The organism is Gluconobacter sp. GP1 (assembly GCF_032913585.1).
In the GTDB taxonomy this organism is placed as follows: domain Bacteria; phylum Pseudomonadota; class Alphaproteobacteria; order Acetobacterales; family Acetobacteraceae; genus Gluconobacter; species Gluconobacter cerinus.
The window spans coordinates 7,277-27,350 of sequence record NZ_JASGXC010000008.1 but is presented as its reverse complement, the minus strand read 5'-3'; the positions used below and the strand labels follow the sequence as shown (position 1 = coordinate 27,350).

19 protein-coding genes and 2 pseudogenes are annotated in these 20,074 nt (G+C 52.3%); 11 read left to right on the top strand and 10 right to left on the bottom strand.

All coding sequences use genetic code 11. From position 1 onward, the window contains the following. Positions 1-8: 8 nt before the first annotated feature. Genes R5H23_RS14565 through R5H23_RS14545 form a run of 5 tightly spaced genes read left to right on the top strand, consistent with a single transcriptional unit; the run spans position 9 to position 5,306 of the window. Positions 9-1,070 carry an extracellular solute-binding protein gene (locus R5H23_RS14565; RefSeq protein ID WP_224777936.1) on the top strand — a complete coding sequence of 354 codons (1,062 nt, stop codon included), beginning with the start codon at positions 9-11 and terminating at the stop codon, positions 1,068-1,070. After that, entirely contained in the window at positions 1,063-2,169 is a 1,107-nt protein-coding gene (locus tag R5H23_RS14560) for an ABC transporter ATP-binding protein (protein ID WP_015075083.1), read from the top strand. Before R5H23_RS14565 ends, R5H23_RS14560 begins: the two co-directional genes overlap by 8 nt. After that, positions 2,166-3,017, top strand: coding sequence for an ABC transporter permease (locus R5H23_RS14555; RefSeq protein WP_041240878.1), 852 nt, complete (start codon positions 2,166-2,168; stop codon positions 3,015-3,017). The genes R5H23_RS14560 and R5H23_RS14555 overlap by 4 nt, the downstream gene beginning before the upstream one ends. After that, positions 3,014-3,811: an ABC transporter permease gene (locus R5H23_RS14550; protein ID WP_016738656.1), complete on the top strand. Its 798-nt coding sequence runs from the start codon at positions 3,014-3,016 to the stop codon at positions 3,809-3,811. Before R5H23_RS14555 ends, R5H23_RS14550 begins: the two co-directional genes overlap by 4 nt. 19 nt (positions 3,812-3,830) lie before the next feature. Further along, a complete protein-coding gene (locus tag R5H23_RS14545) occupies positions 3,831-5,306 on the top strand; it encodes a carboxylesterase/lipase family protein (protein ID WP_016738655.1) in 1,476 nt (491 codons plus the stop codon). Between the two features lie 56 nt (positions 5,307-5,362). Here R5H23_RS14545 and R5H23_RS14540 read toward each other — a convergent pair. The 4 genes and pseudogenes from R5H23_RS14540 to R5H23_RS14525 form a co-directional block, all read right to left on the bottom strand. After that, positions 5,363-5,674 (bottom strand): annotated as a pseudogene (locus R5H23_RS14540) (IS5/IS1182 family transposase); the annotation flags it as partial. A gap of 71 nt (positions 5,675-5,745) precedes the next feature. Further along, complete coding sequence (locus tag R5H23_RS14535; protein ID WP_211501682.1) at positions 5,746-6,405, bottom strand: methionine ABC transporter permease; 660 nt, start codon at positions 6,403-6,405, stop codon at positions 5,746-5,748. Beyond that, positions 6,386-7,408 (bottom strand): methionine ABC transporter ATP-binding protein, encoded by a 1,023-nt coding sequence (locus R5H23_RS14530; RefSeq protein ID WP_211501683.1) that lies wholly within the window; start codon positions 7,406-7,408, stop codon positions 6,386-6,388. Before R5H23_RS14530 ends, R5H23_RS14535 begins: the two co-directional genes overlap by 20 nt. Positions 7,409-7,453: 45 nt before the next feature. Further along, positions 7,454-9,910 carry a TonB-dependent siderophore receptor gene (locus tag R5H23_RS14525; protein WP_211501684.1) on the bottom strand — a complete coding sequence of 819 codons (2,457 nt, stop codon included), beginning with the start codon at positions 9,908-9,910 and terminating at the stop codon, positions 7,454-7,456. Between the two features lie 192 nt (positions 9,911-10,102). Between R5H23_RS14525 and R5H23_RS14520 the strand changes: the two genes are divergently transcribed. Next, on the top strand, positions 10,103-11,146 hold the full coding sequence (locus R5H23_RS14520) for an isopenicillin N synthase family oxygenase (protein ID WP_211501685.1): 1,044 nt from the start codon (positions 10,103-10,105) through the stop codon (positions 11,144-11,146). Beyond that, positions 11,139-11,981, top strand: coding sequence for a MetQ/NlpA family ABC transporter substrate-binding protein (locus tag R5H23_RS14515; RefSeq protein ID WP_317215886.1), 843 nt, complete (start codon positions 11,139-11,141; stop codon positions 11,979-11,981). Before R5H23_RS14520 ends, R5H23_RS14515 begins: the two co-directional genes overlap by 8 nt. Positions 11,982-12,289: 308 nt before the next feature. On the opposite strand, the gene R5H23_RS14510 is transcribed toward R5H23_RS14515, so the two are convergent. After that, positions 12,290-12,928: a TonB-dependent receptor gene (locus R5H23_RS14510; RefSeq protein ID WP_244974643.1), complete on the bottom strand. Its 639-nt coding sequence runs from the start codon at positions 12,926-12,928 to the stop codon at positions 12,290-12,292. Positions 12,929-13,044: 116 nt separating this feature from the next. Between R5H23_RS14510 and R5H23_RS14505 the strand changes: the two genes are divergently transcribed. Together R5H23_RS14505 and R5H23_RS14500 are read left to right on the top strand one after the other, a co-directional pair. Then, positions 13,045-13,518 carry an IS5 family transposase gene (locus tag R5H23_RS14505; protein ID WP_063904949.1) on the top strand — a complete coding sequence of 158 codons (474 nt, stop codon included), beginning with the start codon at positions 13,045-13,047 and terminating at the stop codon, positions 13,516-13,518. Then, complete coding sequence (locus R5H23_RS14500; protein ID WP_211501693.1) at positions 13,428-13,826, top strand: IS5 family transposase; 399 nt, start codon at positions 13,428-13,430, stop codon at positions 13,824-13,826. Before R5H23_RS14505 ends, R5H23_RS14500 begins: the two co-directional genes overlap by 91 nt. Positions 13,827-13,942: 116 nt before the next feature. On the opposite strand, the gene R5H23_RS14495 is transcribed toward R5H23_RS14500, so the two are convergent. Continuing rightward, positions 13,943-15,337, bottom strand: coding sequence for a Hint domain-containing protein (locus R5H23_RS14495; RefSeq protein WP_317215894.1), 1,395 nt, complete (start codon positions 15,335-15,337; stop codon positions 13,943-13,945). On the opposite strand from R5H23_RS14495, the gene R5H23_RS14490 reads away from it, so the two are divergent. Then, positions 15,234-15,659 carry a hypothetical protein gene (locus tag R5H23_RS14490; RefSeq protein WP_244974636.1) on the top strand — a complete coding sequence of 142 codons (426 nt, stop codon included), beginning with the start codon at positions 15,234-15,236 and terminating at the stop codon, positions 15,657-15,659. The two genes, R5H23_RS14495 and R5H23_RS14490, sit on opposite strands and share 104 nt — an antisense overlap. 458 nt (positions 15,660-16,117) lie before the next feature. Here R5H23_RS14490 and R5H23_RS14485 read toward each other — a convergent pair. The 3 genes and pseudogenes from R5H23_RS14485 to R5H23_RS14475 all read right to left on the bottom strand — a co-directional run bounded on the left by R5H23_RS14485 (position 16,118) and on the right by R5H23_RS14475 (position 17,709). After that, positions 16,118-17,005: pseudogene (locus R5H23_RS14485) on the bottom strand (transposase). A 128-nt stretch (positions 17,006-17,133) separates the two neighbouring features. Continuing rightward, complete coding sequence (mazF, locus tag R5H23_RS14480) at positions 17,134-17,466, bottom strand: endoribonuclease MazF (RefSeq protein ID WP_211501688.1); 333 nt, start codon at positions 17,464-17,466, stop codon at positions 17,134-17,136. Further along, complete coding sequence (locus tag R5H23_RS14475) at positions 17,467-17,709, bottom strand: AbrB/MazE/SpoVT family DNA-binding domain-containing protein (protein ID WP_007284170.1); 243 nt, start codon at positions 17,707-17,709, stop codon at positions 17,467-17,469. A 275-nt stretch (positions 17,710-17,984) separates the two neighbouring features. Here R5H23_RS14475 and R5H23_RS14470 point away from each other — a divergent pair, with 275 nt between their 5' ends. Further along, positions 17,985-19,247, top strand: coding sequence for a sodium:proton antiporter (locus R5H23_RS14470; RefSeq protein ID WP_211501689.1), 1,263 nt, complete (start codon positions 17,985-17,987; stop codon positions 19,245-19,247). 121 nt (positions 19,248-19,368) lie between these two features. Here the strand turns inward: R5H23_RS14470 and R5H23_RS14465 are convergent. Further along, positions 19,369-20,074: 3'-5' exonuclease (locus R5H23_RS14465; RefSeq protein WP_317215884.1), on the bottom strand; the 706-nt coding region annotated here is incomplete at its 5' end.

Here is a 20,074-nt window from a genome sequence, read left to right as displayed (position 1 = left end):
CGCGGCTCATGCCAACCGCTCCCCACTTCACGACGCGTCGCAAGGTTCTTGGCGGTCTGGCAACACTGCCCGCATGGCGACATGCACGGGCGGCGGATGGCGATCTGGAATTGTCGGTAGCCGGCTTTCATGGGCCCTTCCAGAAAGCGTTTCAGGCCATCGTGATCAACAGTTTCGAACGCGCCATGCCGGGCGTCCGCGTGACGTACCGCCCCATCATCAATTCTGCACAGCTTCTTGCAGCGCTACGGCTGGAACGGGAAGCACCGCAGATTGATGTCGCCATTGCGGATGTATCGGTCGCTATTCTTGCCAAACAGGAAGGACTAACTTTCATTCTACGGGAGGAAGAGATCCCGACCCTGCGCGATATCCCGGACTGGGGACGCTTCGATGCCATGAATGGTGTCGCATTCTCACGGGATAATCTGTCGCTCATTTATGACAGCCGCGTTCTGACGCGTCCTCCGGAAAGCTGGCGTGAACTTGGGCGTCCCGATTTGACGGACCAGATCGCCATGCCTGTCGAGGATACGCGTGGCGTTGTACTCCTTCCCCTTCTGACGCGCATGGCCGGAGGGGACTACAGGCAGAACATCGAGCCGGGACTGACCCTCATGCGACAGTTTGCCCCCTATGTCGCAACCTGGAACGCACAGCCCGACATTTACACCCTGACGCTGGCCCAGACGATTGCCTTGGGTGTTGGATGGAACGGCCGCGGCCAGATGCTTGCACGGGACAATCCGGATACGCTGCGTGCTGTCGTTCCGTCTGAAGGCAGCGTCGCACAGATCAATACGCTCAACCTGACGGCCCCTCCGCAACGCACCAGACTGGCGCAGGCCTTCATTGAACATGCCCTTTCCCCGGACGTGCAGACAGCCTTTGCGAATGTCGCGTTTTATGGGCCTGTAAACCGTCAGGTTGTACTGTCAGACGAGACATCCGAAGCAATTTTCGGCCGACCAGAGACAGCACGCCGTGAACTGCATCTGGACTGGGGTTTCGTTAGCCAGCACTACAATAGCTGGATCCGCCGTATTCAACGTGAGGTCATCAGTGGCTGAAACAGACTCAACACCAGCCTATCTCTCCGTCAGCGGCTTCACGAGGCAATTTCCGGGCGCAGAAAGGCGTTCCGTCGATGACGTCAGCTTTACGCTGAAACGCGGGCAGATGCTGACCTTACTGGGCCCTTCCGGATGCGGAAAAACCACCCTACTCCGCATGATTGCAGGCCTGACCCCGGTTGATTCAGGACAGTTGCACGTTGCGGGGCGTCAAATGACGGAAACCCCTCTTCACGCACGCAACATGGGAATGGTGTTTCAATCTTATGCCCTGTTTCCTCACCTCTCCGTCGCCCGCAATATCAGCTTTGGCCTGGATGTCCGGGGGATCAAAGGGGAAGAGAGCCGGCGGCGTGTGGTGGAACTGGTCTCTCTCCTGCACCTGACCGGGCTGGAGAACAGGCGCATCACTGAACTCTCCGGCGGACAACGGCAACGAGTGGCACTGGCGCGGGCGCTTGCCATCGAGCCTGACATTCTCATGCTGGATGAGCCGCTGGCCAATCTTGATATCCGGTTGCGCGATACGGTGCGCACGGAAATTCGTGCGCTCCAGAAACGCCTTGGGATCACCGCCATCTTTGTGACGCATGATCAGGACGAAGCTCTGTCCATTGCGGATCAGGTTGCCGTCATGTCGGAAGGACGCCTCCAGCAGTTTGGCACACCGGCAGATCTGTATACTCGTCCCGCAAACCGGTTCGTGGCGTCCTTCGTGGGACGCAGCAACTTCATCGAGGCTGTGTGGGTCGATAGCAAACGTATCCATGCGGAAGGCATCGGCACACTTTTCATTGGCTTTTCCGAAGGCTGGAAAGGCCGCAGAACCCTCTTGATCCGTCCCCATCGCATCAGACTGGGCAACAGTCTCGAAACATGCTGCCAGGGTGTGATCGAAAACGTTGTTTACACGGGTGAGCGCCGAACTTATCTGGTCCGTGTCGGGTATGTAACACTCACCGTTGAACAGCAGGAAGATCAGGGCCAACCAGCCCAGATGGGAGACATGGTTGACCTGCACTGGCAGGCCAGCGACATGTCAGTCCTTCAAGAGCCGATCTCCGACACCCTCACTTCAGGCCATCCGAGTTCATGAGGGTGTCTGTCAGAAAACAGCCGTCCTGGCTGCAGGTCCTGCTCATCCTTCCGGGTGTTGCGGCCCTTGTCGTGACATTCGTCTTCCCGCTCCTCTGGCTGGCCAGGACGTCTCTCCAGCCTACGACCGGACATACACTCTCCCTCCACGCCTATGTCCGGCTTTTCGAGGACAGTTTTTACTGGTGGGTCATTGGACGCACGATTTTCATTGGGCTGCTCTGTGTTGTCATTACCGTCCCAATGGCTTTTCCCGTCGCGCTTTTCCTTGCCCGGTCGCAAAGCCGCTGGCGAGGCACCCTGACAGCGCTGGCCATTGCGCCCCTCCTGACATCCACAGTCATCCGGACCTACGGCTGGATGGTCATCCTCGGGCGACATGGCCTCATTAACACGACCCTCGTGTGGGCTGGCATTCTGGCGCAGCCCACACGATTGGATAACGGTCCCTTTGCCACGGTTGTCGCGCTGGTGGAGATCCTGCTGCCTTATGGCATTATTTCCATCCTCAGCCACCTGAGCCGTCTGGATGCGGAGCTTGAACAGGCGGCCTCCCTCCTCGGGGCACGTCGCCTTCAGGTCTTCTGGCGCGTCTTGCTGCCTCTCTCCCTTCCAGGACTGATGACAGCCTCGCTGCTTGTCTTCGTTCTCGCAATCAGCTCACTCGTGACACCTCAGTTGATGGGCGGAGGGCGCGTCTTTGTCCTTGCAACAGAAATCTTCAACCAGACGACCATAGCTCTGGACTGGCCATTTGCCGGCGCCCTGTCCATTACCCTCCTGGCCTTTTTCGGAATATTCGTGACGCTCTATCAGAGAATTCTTCAGCGCGTGGAGAGCCAGTCATGAAACACGACCGAACCGTCAGGGTGGCGTGGCATCTTCTGATTGGCCTGATTTACCTATTCCTGCTCGCACCATTGATTATCGTGCTGATCGTGTCGTTCGATATACGTCCCTACCTCAGCTTTCCACCCGCGAGTTTTTCCCTAATTTCATATGCCAGGGTGTTGCATAACCCCCTTTTCCTTCAGGCTGGAAAAACCAGTCTGTTGATCGGAGGATGCTCTGCGGGGCTCTCCCTGATTGTGGGGACGAGCGCTGCTTTTGCTCTGGTGAGAGGCCACTTCCCGGGACGGCAAAGCCTGCAATGGTTCTTTCTTTCTCCAATGCTGATGCCCCATATCGTGCTGGCGGTCGGACTGATGATGACCCTGCAACCGCTTGGCCTCCTGGACACGCTGACAGGATTGATTCTGGCCCATATCAGCATCACACTGCCCTATACGACGCGCATTGTGTCCTCCGGGATTGCACAGTTGGACCGCACACTAGAAGAAGCCGCTCGCATTCACGGCGCTTCGCCCTGGCAGAGTTTCTGCCGTGTCATTCTACCCGCACTCAGGCCACACCTCATCACCGGATTTCTGATCGCATTCCTGTTTTCCTTCGACGAAGCCGTTATCGCCCTGTTCATTGCAGGCCATAGAGCCGTTACGCTGCCACTCGCCATCTATCAGTACATCCAGTTCCGGACGGACCCGCAGGTCGCGTCGCTCTCAGTCCTCGTGGTGCTCCTCAGTCTGGTACCCATCATCATCATTGAACGTCTGATCAATCTTCGTCGGGCCGTCGGCGGATAAAGCAGTGAAGGAACATCTCATGACGCAGATTATGATCGAAAGTGGCGCGATAGAAGGCTTCACAGAAAACGGAATTCTGACATTCCTGAGCGTTCCCTATGCCGCCCCTATTGTTCCTGGAAATCGGTTCGCAGCACCTCAGGACGTTGCACCCTGGACCGGTGTGAGATCCGCTCACCGCCTTGGTGCCGTCTGCCCACAGATCCCAACCTATGGACCTGTTGGGAAAGGGGCCACATCCATGCTGGATGCCGGTGAGGATTTTCTAACCCTCAATATCCGTAGTCCAGCCCGGGAGGGAAAAGCTCCCGTTCTTGTCTGGCTGCACGGAGGCGGATACGCCGTCGGTTCCGGAAACGAACCACTCCTCCAGACAGGCGCCTTCGCAGCAAGCGGAATTGTTGAAGTAACGCTCAATTACAGATTGGGAGCACTGGGATTTTTAAGCCTGGATGGCGCGCCCGAAAATCGCGGGCTACTTGATATCATCAAAGCTTTGGAGTGGGTTCAGAAGCACATCGCCCTCTTTGGAGGAGACCCCGAACGCGTCACTCTGGCCGGACGATCTGCGGGTGGATTTGCCGTTTCCACTCTTATGGCCATGCCTGCGGCAAAAGGATTGTTTTCCCGGACCATGATCCAGTCCGGAGCTACCCCAGCGGTGCTCCCACACAAAGACGCACGCCTGACGACACAACGCTTTCTGAAACGTCTCGGCCAGCCATCACTTCAAACCCTCGAAGCGATACCCATTCATCAGCTTCTCGCTGCTCAGCAAGAGATCTGCAATGAATCCTACGAACAGCATGACTTCACTCGAGACGGCCGAGTCACAATTGTAGGAATTCCCTTCCAGCCAGTCATTGACGCTGCGTCCTTACCCCTTGATCCAGAAACAGCCGCTGTCCAAGGGCTGGTAACGCAGGTTGCAGTTATGATTGGCACGACATCGGCGGAATACCTGTCCCATTCCAGCGTGCACTCGCATCTCACATTTACAGATACTGCGCGCTTACTGGACCCAAGAGTACAGCCTCTCGGCCTGAGTGGGACCGATATCGTGAACCGCTATCGGGATGCCCTACCCCACCATGACCCTCTGGGAATATGGCGTGCGGTCGCAGGGGATCTTGTCTTTCAAAACCCGACGACCCGCTATGCCCTTGCACTGAGCAAATTTCAGCCCGTTCATAAATATCTTTTCGGAAGCATCGGCCCCAATGAAACGGGTGCCCCACATGGTGCCGAACTGGCAAACGTATGGTGGCGGGAAGGCTATAACAGAGCGAACTTACCAACGAGATATCAAGATGTTGATCCAAAGATTTCGCGTATCATACATAATATCTGGAGAGACTTTGTTTCGGTAGAAGAACGGTCAGAAATAAGATGGGAGGCATTTTCAACCAATAATAAGGCCACCTTGTCCATTACAAAGGACGGTGCGGCGTTTTGCACGGACCTATTTTACCCAAGGGTTTGCCTTTGGACATGATAGATTTCCATCTGAGATGCTATCTGTTGAGTGAATGTTTGCATTAAATATAGGGCTCATAGCCAGAAGATGACGGTCGGGCATCTGTCGTAGCAGGTTGCGACCTGCCACCAGTCCTTGAGCCTTCCGAACATAATCTCGATGCGGTTGCAGCGTTTATATTTCCGCTTGTCGTATTTGCTCGGTTCCCCGCGAGATTTCCAGGGTTTGACCCCTTTTTCTTACAAGGCGCGTCGCTAAGCCAGTCCGCGGCATACTCACGATCTCTCAGCAGCCATTGGGCAGGAAAAGACTGTTCAAAAGGGAAGCGGACGTCTGTTTTCCTCATTAACTGCGTAAAGCGTCGTATTCATGCCATCTTTGATGCGTCAAATTATCTGCTCGTCCGCCAGCCATCTTCCGATCACCATCCGTCATCTTGTGGTTATATGCCCTGAGACTAACGATTATATGCTTTCAAACGTGCAGAAACTATATTCCCGCAAAACTGAACGATAATCGTCAATGCAACAAGAATACTCACGACCCATAACATCATGGCAGTATTAAATCTTTGATATCCGTACCTGATCGCCAGATCTCCCAGCCCTCCAGCACCAACAACACCTGCCATGGCGGACGCACTGATCAGGCTAACCAGTGTCACGGTCAAACCAGAAACCAGACCAGGCAACGCCTCCGGGATGAGCACAGAGCGCACGACTTTTGCTCGTGTTGCACCCATTGCGCGAACAGCATCGATGAATTCTGGACTCACCTCTCTTAACGACACTTCTGCAATACGCGCAAAATAGGGGATCGCCGTGATGGAAAGAGGCACGATTGCAGCAGCGGTACCAAGCGCGGTCCCCACCATGAAGCGCGTAAAAGGGATGAGGATTACAAGCAGAATAATGAACGGGACTGCTCTCGTCAGATCGACAACAAATCCCAAGACCCTGCCGATAGACCGTATAGGCCATAGCCCACCGGGTCTTGTAATGGTTAGAAGAATAGCGAGAGGCAAACCGAAAAAAACAGCGATCACGGCAGATGCGAAAACCATTTCAAGGGTTGCCAGAGTTGCTTTGCAAAACAGTTCAAAGATCTGAAGACGCATACCCGATGACCTCCAGTTCTTCGACATTTTGCGAAAGCCATTGAATAGCATGCTCATGATTATGCGATAAAGTCAGAACAAGGGTGTCGTGACCTCCTGAAGACTTTCCACGAATATCAGCCTGTAGGATAGAAGCCGTAATACCGAAAGTCCGATAGAGATCAGTCAGTAGTGTTGACGATAGCTCATTCTGCATACTGCCTAAACGCAAAACCGGCATAGCGCCCGAAAACGCCTTCTCGGTCACGAATGAGCGCAGGCAGTCAGCGAGATGTACCTGATCGTCATTGATGAAGGATCTCGTTAACGCATGATGGGCCTGCCCTTTGGCAAGGGCCTCGGTTGAAATATCTTCAACAATGTGTCCCTGATCGAGCACGAGCACTCGGTGAGCAAAGTTTCGTATAACATCCATTTCATGGGTAATCAGAACGATCGTGACGCCTAACTCTTTATTTATTTCTTCAAGAAGAGCGAGAATGGAGGTGGTTGCCTCTGGGTCTAGCGCAGATGTTGCTTCATCACACAAAAGAATAGCCGGATTTCCTGCTAGAGCTCTCGCTATTCCTACTCTCTGCTTTTGCCCTCCGGAAAGCTGTGTCGGATATTTTGTCTCCTGTCCTTCAAGTCCGACCAGTTGTATCAGCTTCTCTATTCGATAGAGGCGTTCTTTTTTAGGAATCCCTAAAATCTCGAGTGCAAGAGAGATGTTGCCTGTGACCGTTCGGGACTGCAGAAGGTTGAAGCTCTGAAAGACAAGACCAATACGCTGCCGAAGGGCTAGAAGATCACGCTCTTTAAATCTGCTTAGATCCTTTCCTTCAATAAAAACGTGACCTGTATCAGGCGTTTCTGCACCATTCAAACAGCGCAAAAGTGTCGTTTTTCCCGCTCCGGAGCGCCCTATAATTCCAACAATTTCGCCTGCCTGAACGGAGAAACTGACTTTTCCCAGTGCAATACGCCCGTCAAACGCCTTGGAAAGGTTTTCAACTTTTAGCATCTCATGACTCTTTCAGGCCTACAGATTTTCTAAATATTCCATGTTTCAAAGCGTCAGATCAGCCCGCAGATAGTAAAAGCCTCCTTCTTCGGACAGCTGCTGACTGAGCGTATCATAAAGATTGTTATTATAATCTGCTGTGAAAGAAGGCACCCGGCTTGGATGGGCATTTCCGACGTTGTTGCCACCCAGCGCCAGATGAAGCTGCGGGAGGACCTGATAGCCAACTTCCAGATTGGTGACGAAACGCGGACGATTAATCTGATGATAGAAATCTGTCGTCGAGAAAGCGTTGCTGCCGGAGACAAATGTCAGATTGGATGTCGTATGACCATAGCGGATTTCATGAACGGCCACATTCCACTTTCCGCGACGCCAGATCCCACCAAAAATCAGCTTATTGGCCGGATTTTCCGTTGACATCAAACTGATCTGCTGAGCATTCAAAACAGGTGTCCCCTCCCCTGTTCGTGCAATATCTTTTACGTTCGTATGATTGAAATTGACTGCTGCGTCCCAGTCTACTTTTCCGTATTGGCCGAAATCTGAAGAATATCGTGCAGTAATATCAAGACCCGTTGTCCGGGTATTGGCGCCATTTGTGAAATAATTCGTACTAACGGCAGATTCGTCTCCAGCAAAGCCGGAGGTATCTACCCCTGCGGCTGAGTAGGCTTCCACCGCACGCGCTCCAGAGGCATATCCTCCGTCAACAATGCGATGCTTGATGGAGATCGTATAACCGTCAACATTGATATGAAGCCGAGGGAGTGGATTCAAAATCATTCCGATGCTAAAATTTGTAGACTTTTCCGGTCTGAGCCCGGGAGACCCTAAAGCACGCGCAGCAGCTGAATTGGCTGCAATTTGACCCGTTGCATAATTGGGACTGGAGATAAACGCTGCGAAATTCTGTTCCGCAAGAGTAGGCGCGCGAAATCCGGTACTTGCAGTCCCCCGGAAGCCGATATAGCGATTAATGTCATAGCGTGTGGAGATCTTACCCGTTCGGGCGTTGCCAACATCATTATAATGTTCAAAGCGACCTGCCAGATCTACTCTCCAGCGTTTAACAATCTGCGTTGAAAAATCGACGTAGGCTGCGGCGACATGTCTGGATGCGTCAACAGCGTCTTCTGGCGTCTCGCCCTGATACCCCTGCGCTCCGCTCAGATAATACGATAAAGGTTCACCCGCCCCGATTGAATATGTATCGCGACGATACTCACCGCCAAATGCGATGTTCAACGGGCTGTAGAGAAAAGGGATGTCGACGCCCCGTCGAATGTCGAGATTATTCGTCCATTGCTGATTGGAGTAATTGCCAAGATAAAAACGAGAGGGAGAAGACCCTGTTTCCTTGTAGGCATCGGCATTGGCGGAATTGTAATCAGCAAGGGTGTCATGGTCTCCGCCAATAGTGGAGCTCAAATCCCAGTCAAAGCCATAAAGTTTTTTTCCCCGAAAGCCGAGCGTAAAGCCGTAGTCATTTTCGGGCATGGTCTCAACAGGTTCAAAGCCATTCGGATACATGCCGGAAAGCCCGTCCGCTGCGGTTGTGCTCGGAGCACGGAGAAAGGCCCAACGCTCAGCGTCCCGGTGTGTAAATGTTCCAAAACCATAAAGCTCGATACTGTCTGTCAGATGATAACCAAAATTCGCTTCGATTGACTCCCTTGTCACCTGAGGCTGACCGGTTGCCAGATCATTGTTTTTGCCGGTTCGGGGATCAATGCCGGTTCTCTGGGTCCGATCCTGATGCTTGAATTCTGCACTGATATTCAGATACCCGCGTTGACCCAGTTTGAAACCTGCATTGAGATTTTCTCCTGTGGTAAAACCATCTCCCGCAGCGTATCCACCGTTTGTAGCCTGCATATGAATACCGTGATTATTGGACTTCAGAATGACGTTTATGACACCAGCGATGGCGTCCGATCCATATTGAGCGGCGGCGCCGTCCTGCAGGATTTCAATATGGTCGATAGCGGAGATGGGTAGCATATCCAGATCAACAGGGGTTGTACCCTGTTGAGACGAAGCATCGACTGCAATTGCTGCTGTGGTATGTCGTCTTTTACCATTCACAAGAACCAAGGTCTGGTCAGCGTTCAGTCCTCGCAGACTTAGCGCATCTATGACTGATCCTTGATCCGAGCCATTCACTTCTCGGCTAATAGATGGTGAGAGTTGGACAAGCGCTTCCCGGATGTCAGTCATTCCAGTCGCACGAAGCTGATTACCTCCAATAATCGTAATGGGGCTCACACTTCTTGCCGCAGTTTGAGAGGGATCGCGCGTTCCTGTAACAATGACCTGCTCCGGCTCCTCTGATTGAACAGTGTTCGTCCGGGAAGTAGAAACCGGTTTTTTAATAAAATTCTGCTTCTCAATTGATTTTTGCGTTTCCGGACCATCCTGACGGGGCTCGCTTTCAGCTGCAACCGCCGTCGAAAACGAAAGGCTGACCAAAAGTGGTGCCACGATATAACCACTACGCATAATAGTTTTTCCAAAGGTGAATTTCAATATTCGATTATGTCATAGTGTTTTAGGAGTCAAACAACATATTGCATGTGGATTTAATATATAATGCGATTTATGATGGCTATATATGTCATTGGCCCGTTCCTCCGGGCCGCCGCAAACCGACTTTGCTTTTATGGAAAGTCGTAGTTGAAAGTGATCAAACGCATGACGCAGAAGAAACTTTCCCTGCCAACCATCGACCTGTCACTTTGGAAAGATCAGAAAGCGCCAGATGATGTCTTTCTCAACTCCCTTCGAAAGGCCGCACACGCGTACGGATTTTTCTATTTAGAAGGTCATGGAATTTCAGCAGATCTGAATGCTGAGCTCATGATGCAGGCAAAGAATTTCTTTTCTCTGTCTCTTCCTCAAAAAGAGCAGGTTGCCATGATCAACTCTCCTCATTTCAGGGGTTATAATCATGCCGGTCGGGAACTCACACGAGGTAAAGCGGATTGGCGGGAACAGCTGGACATTGGCCCAGAGAGACCTGTCATTCAGGATTTGACGGGTAAGCCTGCTTATTTCCGTCTTCAAGGCCCCAATCAATGGCCCGAAACACTTCCACGTTTTAAAGAAACAGTTCTGTCGTGGCAAGATCAGGTTCTGAGTGTTCTAAGACGCCTTCTTGAAGCTCTTGCCCTCTCTCTGGGGCAACAGGCGAGCGCTTTTCATCCTGCCGTCAGCAACACGCCTTATCAGCTATTAAAACTGATCCATTACCCTGGTCGCCATGATGATGGAAAGAAGCAGGGCGTTGGCGCCCATAAAGACAGCGATCTCCTGTCTCTGATCCTTCAAGACGATGAAGGCGGATTGGAAGTAGAACTGACAAACGGTGAATGGCTTCAGGCACCTCCCCAGCCGGAAACATTTATCGTCAACATCGGAGAACTGCTGGAAGTCGCATCTGGTGGATACTTCAAAGCCGCAGTTCATCGCGTAATCAGTCCCGCTGCCGGACGGAATAGGCTCTCTGCTGCGTTCTTTCTTGGTGCACAACTTGATGCCACGATGCCAACTTTCTCCTTACCAGCCTCTCTCGCAGGCACCAGCAGCGGCATCACTCAGGACCCCGAAAATCCTTTGTTTTCCCAAATCGGACAAAACACCCTCAAAGGTCGTCTGCGTTCTCATCCCGATGTCGCTGCGCGCCATTACAACGATCTTTTCCCTGCCGCTCCATCGAAAGCTTTGCACCATGCGTAAACGTTTCACGAATACTCTCGCCCAGGGGAGAAATACTCTTCTCGTTCGTCGGAATCTTCTGATGATTTTAGCTGCTACGCCTATAATTGTGTCTTCAGCAAGAGCACAATCAAAGCCTGTTCGGATTGGCATCCTTTCGGGAGAAGACGAAGATATCTGGCACATCGTTCAGGGCAATGCCCGTGCTGACGGCCTGACGATTGAAATTGTTACTTTTTCCGAGGGCAATCCAATCAATGCAGCACTGGCCGCGGGAGACCTTGACGCCAACGCGTTTCAGCATGGCCCATACTTAGAAGCCCAAAATGCGGCCCTCGGATCCCATATTGTCCCGGTTGGAAATACTTATTTCGCACCAATCGGCTTTTATTCAAAAAGATGGAAGATGCTTTCCGCCCTTCCTGACGGCGCAACTATTGGAGTTCCCGCTGACCCAACAAACGAGGGGCGCGCATTGAAACTGCTTCAGTCTCTGGGATTACTTAAAGTTTCTTCTGACGCAGGAAATATGCCGACAGTGCTTGATGTCTCTGAAAACCCGAAAAACCTGACAATTAAGGAGTTGGACGATCCGGTCCTGGCACGCTCCCTGGCTGATCTGGATGCAGGCGTCGTGATTACAGAATGGGCCTACAAAGCAGGCATTAACCTTACATCGGAACGGCTTGCGCGAGAAAGTATGGAGAACAATCCATATATCAATTTCATCGCCGTCAACCAACCAGATGCCCATGCCACGTGGGTTCTGCCCCTCGTGCGGGCTTTCCAGAAACCGAACGTCCGCGCAAAGCTGCTCGAGGCCTATCATGGAGCAATCATACCATCATGGACATAGTGACCAGACAATTTAAAATCGACGATTAATCCACCCTTGATTTTTGTCACCTACTTCCAATCATACTATACCATCAAAATCGAGGATTCACGATGAATGGTGCGCTGTATTACTGAGCTTACGATATGAATTATTTTATCTTCTTTTAAAGAATGACTACAGCCGCTTAGCGATCCCAAAATACATCTGAGGATGCCCTGCCAATGAGGCAGGGCATCCAGCGCCAAGCAGCCTCACCAACCAGTGTCCGCTGCATCTAATGATTATGATGCAAAAATACTAATAATATTCCTCTTATCTCTTAAGATTCAATTCAGTCCAACATCGATACCAGCGAATACACCAAACCCATCACCAACCAATTCAGCTGCTGCATCTCCATTCGTAGATGTGTAAACGGGGACGCCCCCCATTGCGTAATGCTTGTTAGTAAGGTTATGAAACTGGAGATAAACGCGGCGGCTTTTCTTTGGCCACAGATAGCCTACTGTATAGCTATAAATATGATATGGCGCAGTCCTCGCCCCGTTATCATAAGATGCGACGATTGAAGACGCGGCTTCAACATCAAATGTAGTATAAAATCCGTTCTTAAAGTCTGCGTGCAGTTCGCCCGGATAATAATGTTCTGGAACTCCAGGTAGGCGATTGTGACCGAAAACAGAATCATGGTTGCAATGAAAATCAGACCAAGTATAGGCTTGCATGTAAGTGATGGCATTCCCATTCCACTTAAACAGGGTACCGTTGATCCCTGCTTCGACGCCTTGATGTGTGGTGCGAGATGCGTTCGTAAAGACCGCGCTGTTATAAAGCTGTGAATCTGCTGTCACTGCTGAAAGGAGCTCGTTATGGACGGCAGAATGATAGTAAAAGACGCTCCACCGCTGGCTCTTATACGTCCCTTCCGAGCCAATTTCGAAAGTCGTTGCAGTCTGTGGCTCCAGCTTCTGCCATCCCTCAGTCTGACCTTTGGCTAGGTCATGTTGACAAAAGGTCTATACGATCTGGGTGAGATCTGATTCACTTTGTTTCTGTGGGATAGCAGACAGAGAAAACAGGTATGACACGAGGCGACCTGACGGATCAGGAATGGGCGGTGATTGGTCCGCTTCTGCCGCCTGAGCGCGGACGTTGGGCCCGACCAGCCGGAGACAATCGCCGGTTTCTCAATGGCATGCTGCATGTCCTGCGCGCCGGTTGTCCGTGGCGGGACATGCATGAGCGCTATGGCAAGTGGAACTCCGTTTATGTCCGGTTTCGCCGTTGGGCTGAACAGGGCGTGTGGGATACCCTGCTGCAAACCCTGGTAGACCTCGGCCTGACCAATAACTGGCAGCATATGCTCGACAGCACCGTGGTCCGTGCCCATTCACAGGCTATGGGCGCAAAAGGGGGGCTCATTTGGAGGCTTTTGGTTGATCACGCGGCGGCTTTGCGAGCAAAATCCATGCCCGATGTGACAATCAGGGACGCCCTCTCGGCTTTGTCCTTACCGGAGGCCAAGTCTCAGACTACAAAGCCACAGATGCCCTGATGAAGCTATCTGTCCCGAGACCCAAAGCCATGCTGGCCGACCGGGGCTATGACAGTGACAGTTTCCGCCAGGAACTGCTGGTCCACGGGATCCTGCCAGTCATTCCATCACGCAAAGGCCGCAGCGCTCCTCAGAAAACAGACTGGTGGCGTTACAGGGACCGCAACCGCATCGAGCGGATGTTCAACAAACTCAAGCAGATGCGCCGTATCGCGACCCGCTATGACGAGACCGCCTTATCCTTCATGAGTTTCCTCAATATCGCCGCAGCAAAGCTCTGGATCAGATTTTTTGTCAACATGACCTAGTCCCCCGGCTAGCCGAGCCAGAGCAGGCAATCCCTGCTCTGCTCACATCACAGAGCGGATATCAGACCCCTCTCCACCTTAACCCAGCGTTTTGTTGACGCTGGGTTAGTGTCACGTCAAGCCTGTAGAGCGTGTAGGTCAGCTTCAGCGTCTGAGGCCAGATATGGCCCCGAGGCGTGAACCTGAAGCGCCATGAGAGCAATACTTCCAATCGGCCGGGACCCAAGAGGCAAGAGCGCGCTTCCGTTTGTCCAGCGGCACAGGCCGTCCTCGACATTATTCCATCCGGACAGATCGATGTCCTGCAGATGAGATGTCAGGGTCTTCGTCGCGTGTCCCTCGAAAAGCTGGACGTCGCCGACCAGCAGGCCGAGCATACGGCGGTCATCCACGAACGGTCCGACAACATCACACGGGCGGCTTGCATTTGAAACAATCCGAACGTTTTCAACACCAGCCGGAATCATGAACATAATCCGATCATTATTCTTACGGATCGGGCGGAGCGTCGTACCGGTATCTGTGACCAAATGAAGATCGTTCTCCTGCGTCAGGGAGGGAGTATCAGTCATAAGAGGAGAATTGAGGTGAACAGCTCGTGTCTCAATCTGACGGAAGAGGGGTTCGACAAGATCACGGTCTACGGTCAAAGACGCTGCTGCATCCTCCCAGGACAGATTACGGGAAGGTGTCAGAGACACGACCTCTCCAGCCTGCCGAAACGCACCACGATTTCCAGAGTCAAGATAACTCTCAGTCAGCATACCATCCGCCATGATAACTGAATGTTCTTCAGTTTCGATGTGGTAGTAATCGTAAGAGGTTATCGACGTGTCATAGAAGATCGAACGACCATTTACGAGCATACGGGCCGGAACGAATTTTCCATCAAAAAACAGACAGTGCTCGGCTGTGATGAGCATATCCTTGAACGGTACGCCGTCTGATACTGCGTCCTTCAGAATACGGACGGGATAGCCCGCCTGATCCAATGGAAGATACGGCCGCACCGTACAATGCGCATGTCCCGCCCACGTGACGATATCTGTATATATCACCCCGTCTTTACAACAGAGGACTTCGTCACCCATGACGATATCCTGCACGGCTTTTTTTCCATTGGGGACAGAAATAATAGAATCCCTCAGAAAGCAAACCAAGACCCCGTTCTGACTTGTATTATTTAACGGGGTCGAACTAATGAATAAATTTCCATCCTGATATGACTGGAATAAATTATTATTTTTTCCATAGTCATAAAAATCTCCCGATACCGTGATTGTTTTTCCATTATCTGTAACGATATTCGTGCTATTTCCGTTCTTTGAAACGGAAACAACCTTTGTTGCGCCAGGAATTTCTATGGTTGATCCCGCATTCTCAAATCCTGATATACTTTGAAAAGAAATGACGGATACATTGCTTCCTGGGTTAATCAGAAGTGTACCACCACCTTTTCCGAAAGCTACTTTGGATCCACTTAAGGCAGAAATCGCAGCTTGGTTCTGCACTGAATTCAGGATCAGCTTTCCGCCAGAAGATATATTATATGTCGAACCAGAAAGGGCTGATATTGTCGAGGCACTATCCATGGAAATGGTACCTCCATTCGCAGTGAAAGTCGCTCCGGTCAGTGCATTAACAACGCCACCTGTCAGTCCAGTAACGGTAACAAAGGCGTTGTTGCTTGAGGTGACGCTCCAAGGGTTTGCCAGGGAAATTAATGAGGGCGAAAAATTAACGGAAGCATTGACGTTTTTGCCTGAAAAATCAGCGCTAGCTCCGCCAATCGATATTACTCCAAGGACCGGCACAGCTGGAACAAGAGTGTAACTCCCGCTCTGTGTGACGGTGTTGTTGTATCCATATATCAACGACATCTTTTACCCTTTCGTTAATTTATCGTTGACGAGACTTAACGAAATATGTTGCAAAGAGCAACCTTGTGTTACTTTAAAATATTTTCATATAATATAATTAGGTACTTAAAGTATTAACTCGTTAATAATTAATAACATATACTTAAAAACGCAATGATTTCTTGAATATTGTTTGATCAACATTTAAATTAAATTATGTCTTATTATATATAATTATTTACCTAGTTTTATTTAGAGATTGAATAAGGTGCGAATTATCTTCCATTAGTTTTCCATTTGGGGGAATCGAAAAACCGTTAATTAAGGTGCTTTGGTTCTGATTTTGGGCTTTTGGTGATTTGATTGACGGTTCTGTGGGCCACTTTTGATCTGCGTTTTGAGCCGATCGGGGACTGTCTCCTTGCTGGATGGCTATGCTGTGGTGCTGATCCGTTCCAAGAAGATGAAGCGGCGCATGTTGTAGACGATATTGGCCACTCCGATCCTCTTTGTGGTCCGTGTGATGCCTACGGTTCGGACGAACAACCCTATCTGTGATTTCTGATCGGCAAAGACATGCTCGACACGCGAGCGGATCACGGACTTTCCAGCATTCGATTTTTGGATATGCCGGGGCATAGGCTTGAGGTGCAGCATCTTCCTATGAACCTTCGAGACAAAGTTCTGCTTTTCTGTGAAATCCTCATTCGCTTGCAAGCGCTAGGCCGTGTCAGCCTAGCCTGTTGAGGCCGTGTTGGTTCTATCCAACAGGCCCTCGCGCAGTCTGGCGCCCTCACTGATGGCAGCACCCATCGTTTTCCATTTCCGGATGAGCCGACACTTCCAGTCTAAGGAAACATACGATTTGTAGCCAAATAACGGAATGGCAAGATCGCTGGATGGCATGGTTCCATCGTTTTGCCACTTCGTTTTGATAAACTTCATCGTCCAGTGTGCATGACCCTTATGCGACCGCTTTGCCGACTTGTCCTGCCGGTCTTCAGAGATACACCCTGCCCGGAGGGCGGCTTTCTCAGTGTTGGTATTGCGCTGCTTTGGTGCGGCGACCAATGTTGCATTCAGGATTTGGCTCGACATCAGACAGATTATTCATCCTCTGGATCACCAGGATTTTGAACATCAGCACCGGAGTAAACGGCGGACGCCCGGCTTACTGCCGTCTGAATAGGTCAGCGCCTGCTCCAGGTCAGAGCGGAACACTTCAAAATCTACAGTCCGGGAAAACGCTTCGAGCTGATCGCCAAGCCCACTCAATCGAGCAAGCCGCTCTTCATCGTTAAAGAAACCAGCCTGCTGCATGATCCATACCTCAATCAACGCACGGGAAATGGAACCACACGGAGACGCTCAAAACTCGCGGGTTTTTCCAGCCCTCCATCTGGAAAGATGTTGTGGCCTTATCTGACCGGAGAGAAAAGCTACGACCATTACCCCACCAGGAGCCGAGCCCGTTCACGTACCGCCTCAAGCTCGCTGTCCAAGACCCGACCCTTATGCTTTGCACGACGAGCACGCCAGTCAAGGCTACGCACCTGATCAGAAAGAACGACACTCGCAGGCTCACCCGCCAACGGCACTTCAAAAGGATACCCTTTGATTTTTGTTGTTGTGGGACAGCAAACAATCATACTAGACTTTTTATTGTAGTCGGCAGGGGAGAGCACCACAGCGGGACGATGCCCGGCCTGTTCGCGTCCTGCCTGCGGGTCGAATTCCAGCCAGACAATGTCTCCGCAATCTGGCACCCAGGAGGCTGACATTTACCAGACTTCTCCACCCGTTTCGGACCCAAAATTCACTTCACCATGACGGTTATCATCTGTGATGGCAGCAGTTAAGGCTTCGAGAGACAGTGCCGCAGGTCGAACGGGTTGAATAATAATACGTCCATCTTCTTCGCGGACATCAACGGCTTGATTCACCTGCAGGTGAGCAGCCTCAAGGATATTGGCTGGCAGACGGATGGCCGCGCTGTTTCCCCATTTCCTGACGGTTCCAAGCATTGGATCTCTCCTGTTTGTGTCTACATAGTAGATACTACTTCGAGTGACCTTACTTCAATCCTAAAATAGCCGATGTCCGCTTTTAAAGGATGGGGTGTATGAAGCGGACATACCGGTTTCCCCCTTTAACCGCCTGTCTGCTTAATGAATTTGAAGCGGACAGGCCGGCAGTCGCCCTCATCTCGGATATGGGAAGAGCAGTCAGGATATCTCCGATAGCGGACCATTGCCGGTTCTTCTTGACGTAGGGGATAGGAGCAGCCAGCGGTGAAGGCATGGATACCATCAGCCTCCTCGCCCTGCTTCTGACTCTCTCGGCGGGGTTCAGCATTCTCAATCACCACACGTTTCGTCTTCCTGTGACAATTGGCGTGCTAGTCTTCTCATTGCTGGCTTCCCTGCTGGTCATGATCCTGAATCCGTTGATACCGTCCTATGACCTTCAGGCTCTCCCACGGTCTGTGCTCGGAGCGATCAATCTCCCCACGGCCCTTCTGAATGGCGCGCTGTCCCTGCTTCTGTTTGCCGGGGCCACGCAGGTAAACGTCGGACATTTGCGCGCAAAGCTTGCCTGCGTGGCTGCTCTCTCTGTTCTGGGAACCGTCCTGGCCGTTGCCTTTCTGGCGATCGCGGCATGGTACGTCTTCCCTCTGTTGGGGCATGCCATTCCTTTCACGTGGTGCATCGTCCTTGGGGCCATCCTCGCGCCGACTGATCCCGTTTCGGTTGTCGGTATGCTGAAACGTCTCGGACTGCCGGGACCGCTTCAGGCCGTTTTCGCAGGGGAGAGCCTGTTCAATGACGGCGTGGGCGTGGTGATTTTCGGCGTCACGATCGGACTGGCGACCGGGGACAGTCAGGAAGTTACCGCCTCCGAAATTGCTCTGAGTTTCTGTCGCGAAGCAATCGGTGGGGGTTTGCTGGGCGCACTGACCAGATGGATCGCACTCCGTGTGCTTAAGGAACAGCGGGATCCGCATATTGATCTGCTGACGTCGCTGGCTCTTGCGACCGGAACCTTCAGCATTGCCAACCAGCTTGGCATGTCGGGTGCGATCGCCGTCGTGGTGGCGGGACTATGTTTCGGAACAAGCTATAGTTATTCCGTTTTCGATGAGGCATCCCGAAAGGAACTCGACGTCGCATGGACACTCATTGACGAGGTGCTGAACGTCCTGCTGTTCATGCTGATCGGCTTTGAAATCCTTGAGGTCACGCCACATCTGTTTACGGTGCTGGCGACCCTTGCTGTGATCCCGCTGTCTGTTGCCGTGCGGGCATTGAGCGTGCTGTTTTCAACGCTTCCGGTTCACCTCAGGCAATGGGAGCGGGGCCGTGTTCTTGGTGTCCTGACCTGGGGCGGTTTGCGTGGCGGTATCTCGGTTTCGCTGGCGCTTGGCTTGCCGCCCGGAGACTTGCGCGAGCTGATGCTGCCTGTCTGTTACGGCGTGGTGGTGTTTACGATCATTGTGCAGGGGCTAACCATGGAGCGGTTTGCCCGCAAACTCTATCCGTCCTCTACGCTTGGACCGCAATAATACGGCTCTGATTATTTGAAGGACAGTTCCGCAAGGAGGAAAGTAGTGGCAGCTTTCTCATGTTTTTCAACAGATAGCCGACCTTCCGCATCCCCCAAGTGCGGCCACCGCACGTGAGTGGTCAGAACCCCATCGCCTCTCTCTGAGTCTGCCTATTGAAAACCATTCCCCGTTGGAGCGCGGGACGGCGCTTTAGATTGCGCCCCCAGCCATCCCGCCGCGCCTGGAGCGGGATCTCGTCGATGAAGCAGCTCGGATTGGCCTGCTCGCCCCGACGAAACTCGCACCAGGACACACTGACGCGCTGGCGGCCGCGGGTGAGTGCGACATAGGCCAGTCGACGTTCCTCCGCCGGATCAATGTTCGTTCGCGACGGGAACAGCGTATCTTCCCAGCCGATCAGAAAGACATGCCCGAACTCCAGGCCCTTTGAGCCATGGATGGTCATCAGCTTGACCCGACCGACACTGTCATCATCCCGGCTTTCCGAACCAAGGGCCGCATGGTCGAACAGCTCCTCCACCGAGCTGAACTCGTTGGCGAGCGACAGAAGCTCGTGCAGGTTTTCCAGCGCCGTGCGTCCATCCTCCCCGGCCGCCTGGTGCATCGCGAGATACCCGCTCTCTTCGACCAGAACCCTCAGACGCTCTCCCAGACTGGGCTCGTCACTGCGGGCGCCTTTCAGAATCACGTCCAGGAAGCCACGCAGCTTGTCAGCAGCCTTGCCGGTGCGTCCCTGCACCGTGCGCTCCGCCGCCTCGTACAGCGAGATCGCCTCCTCATCCGCGACCTGCTCGAATGTCGCCATGGCCTTGGCCCCGATCCCG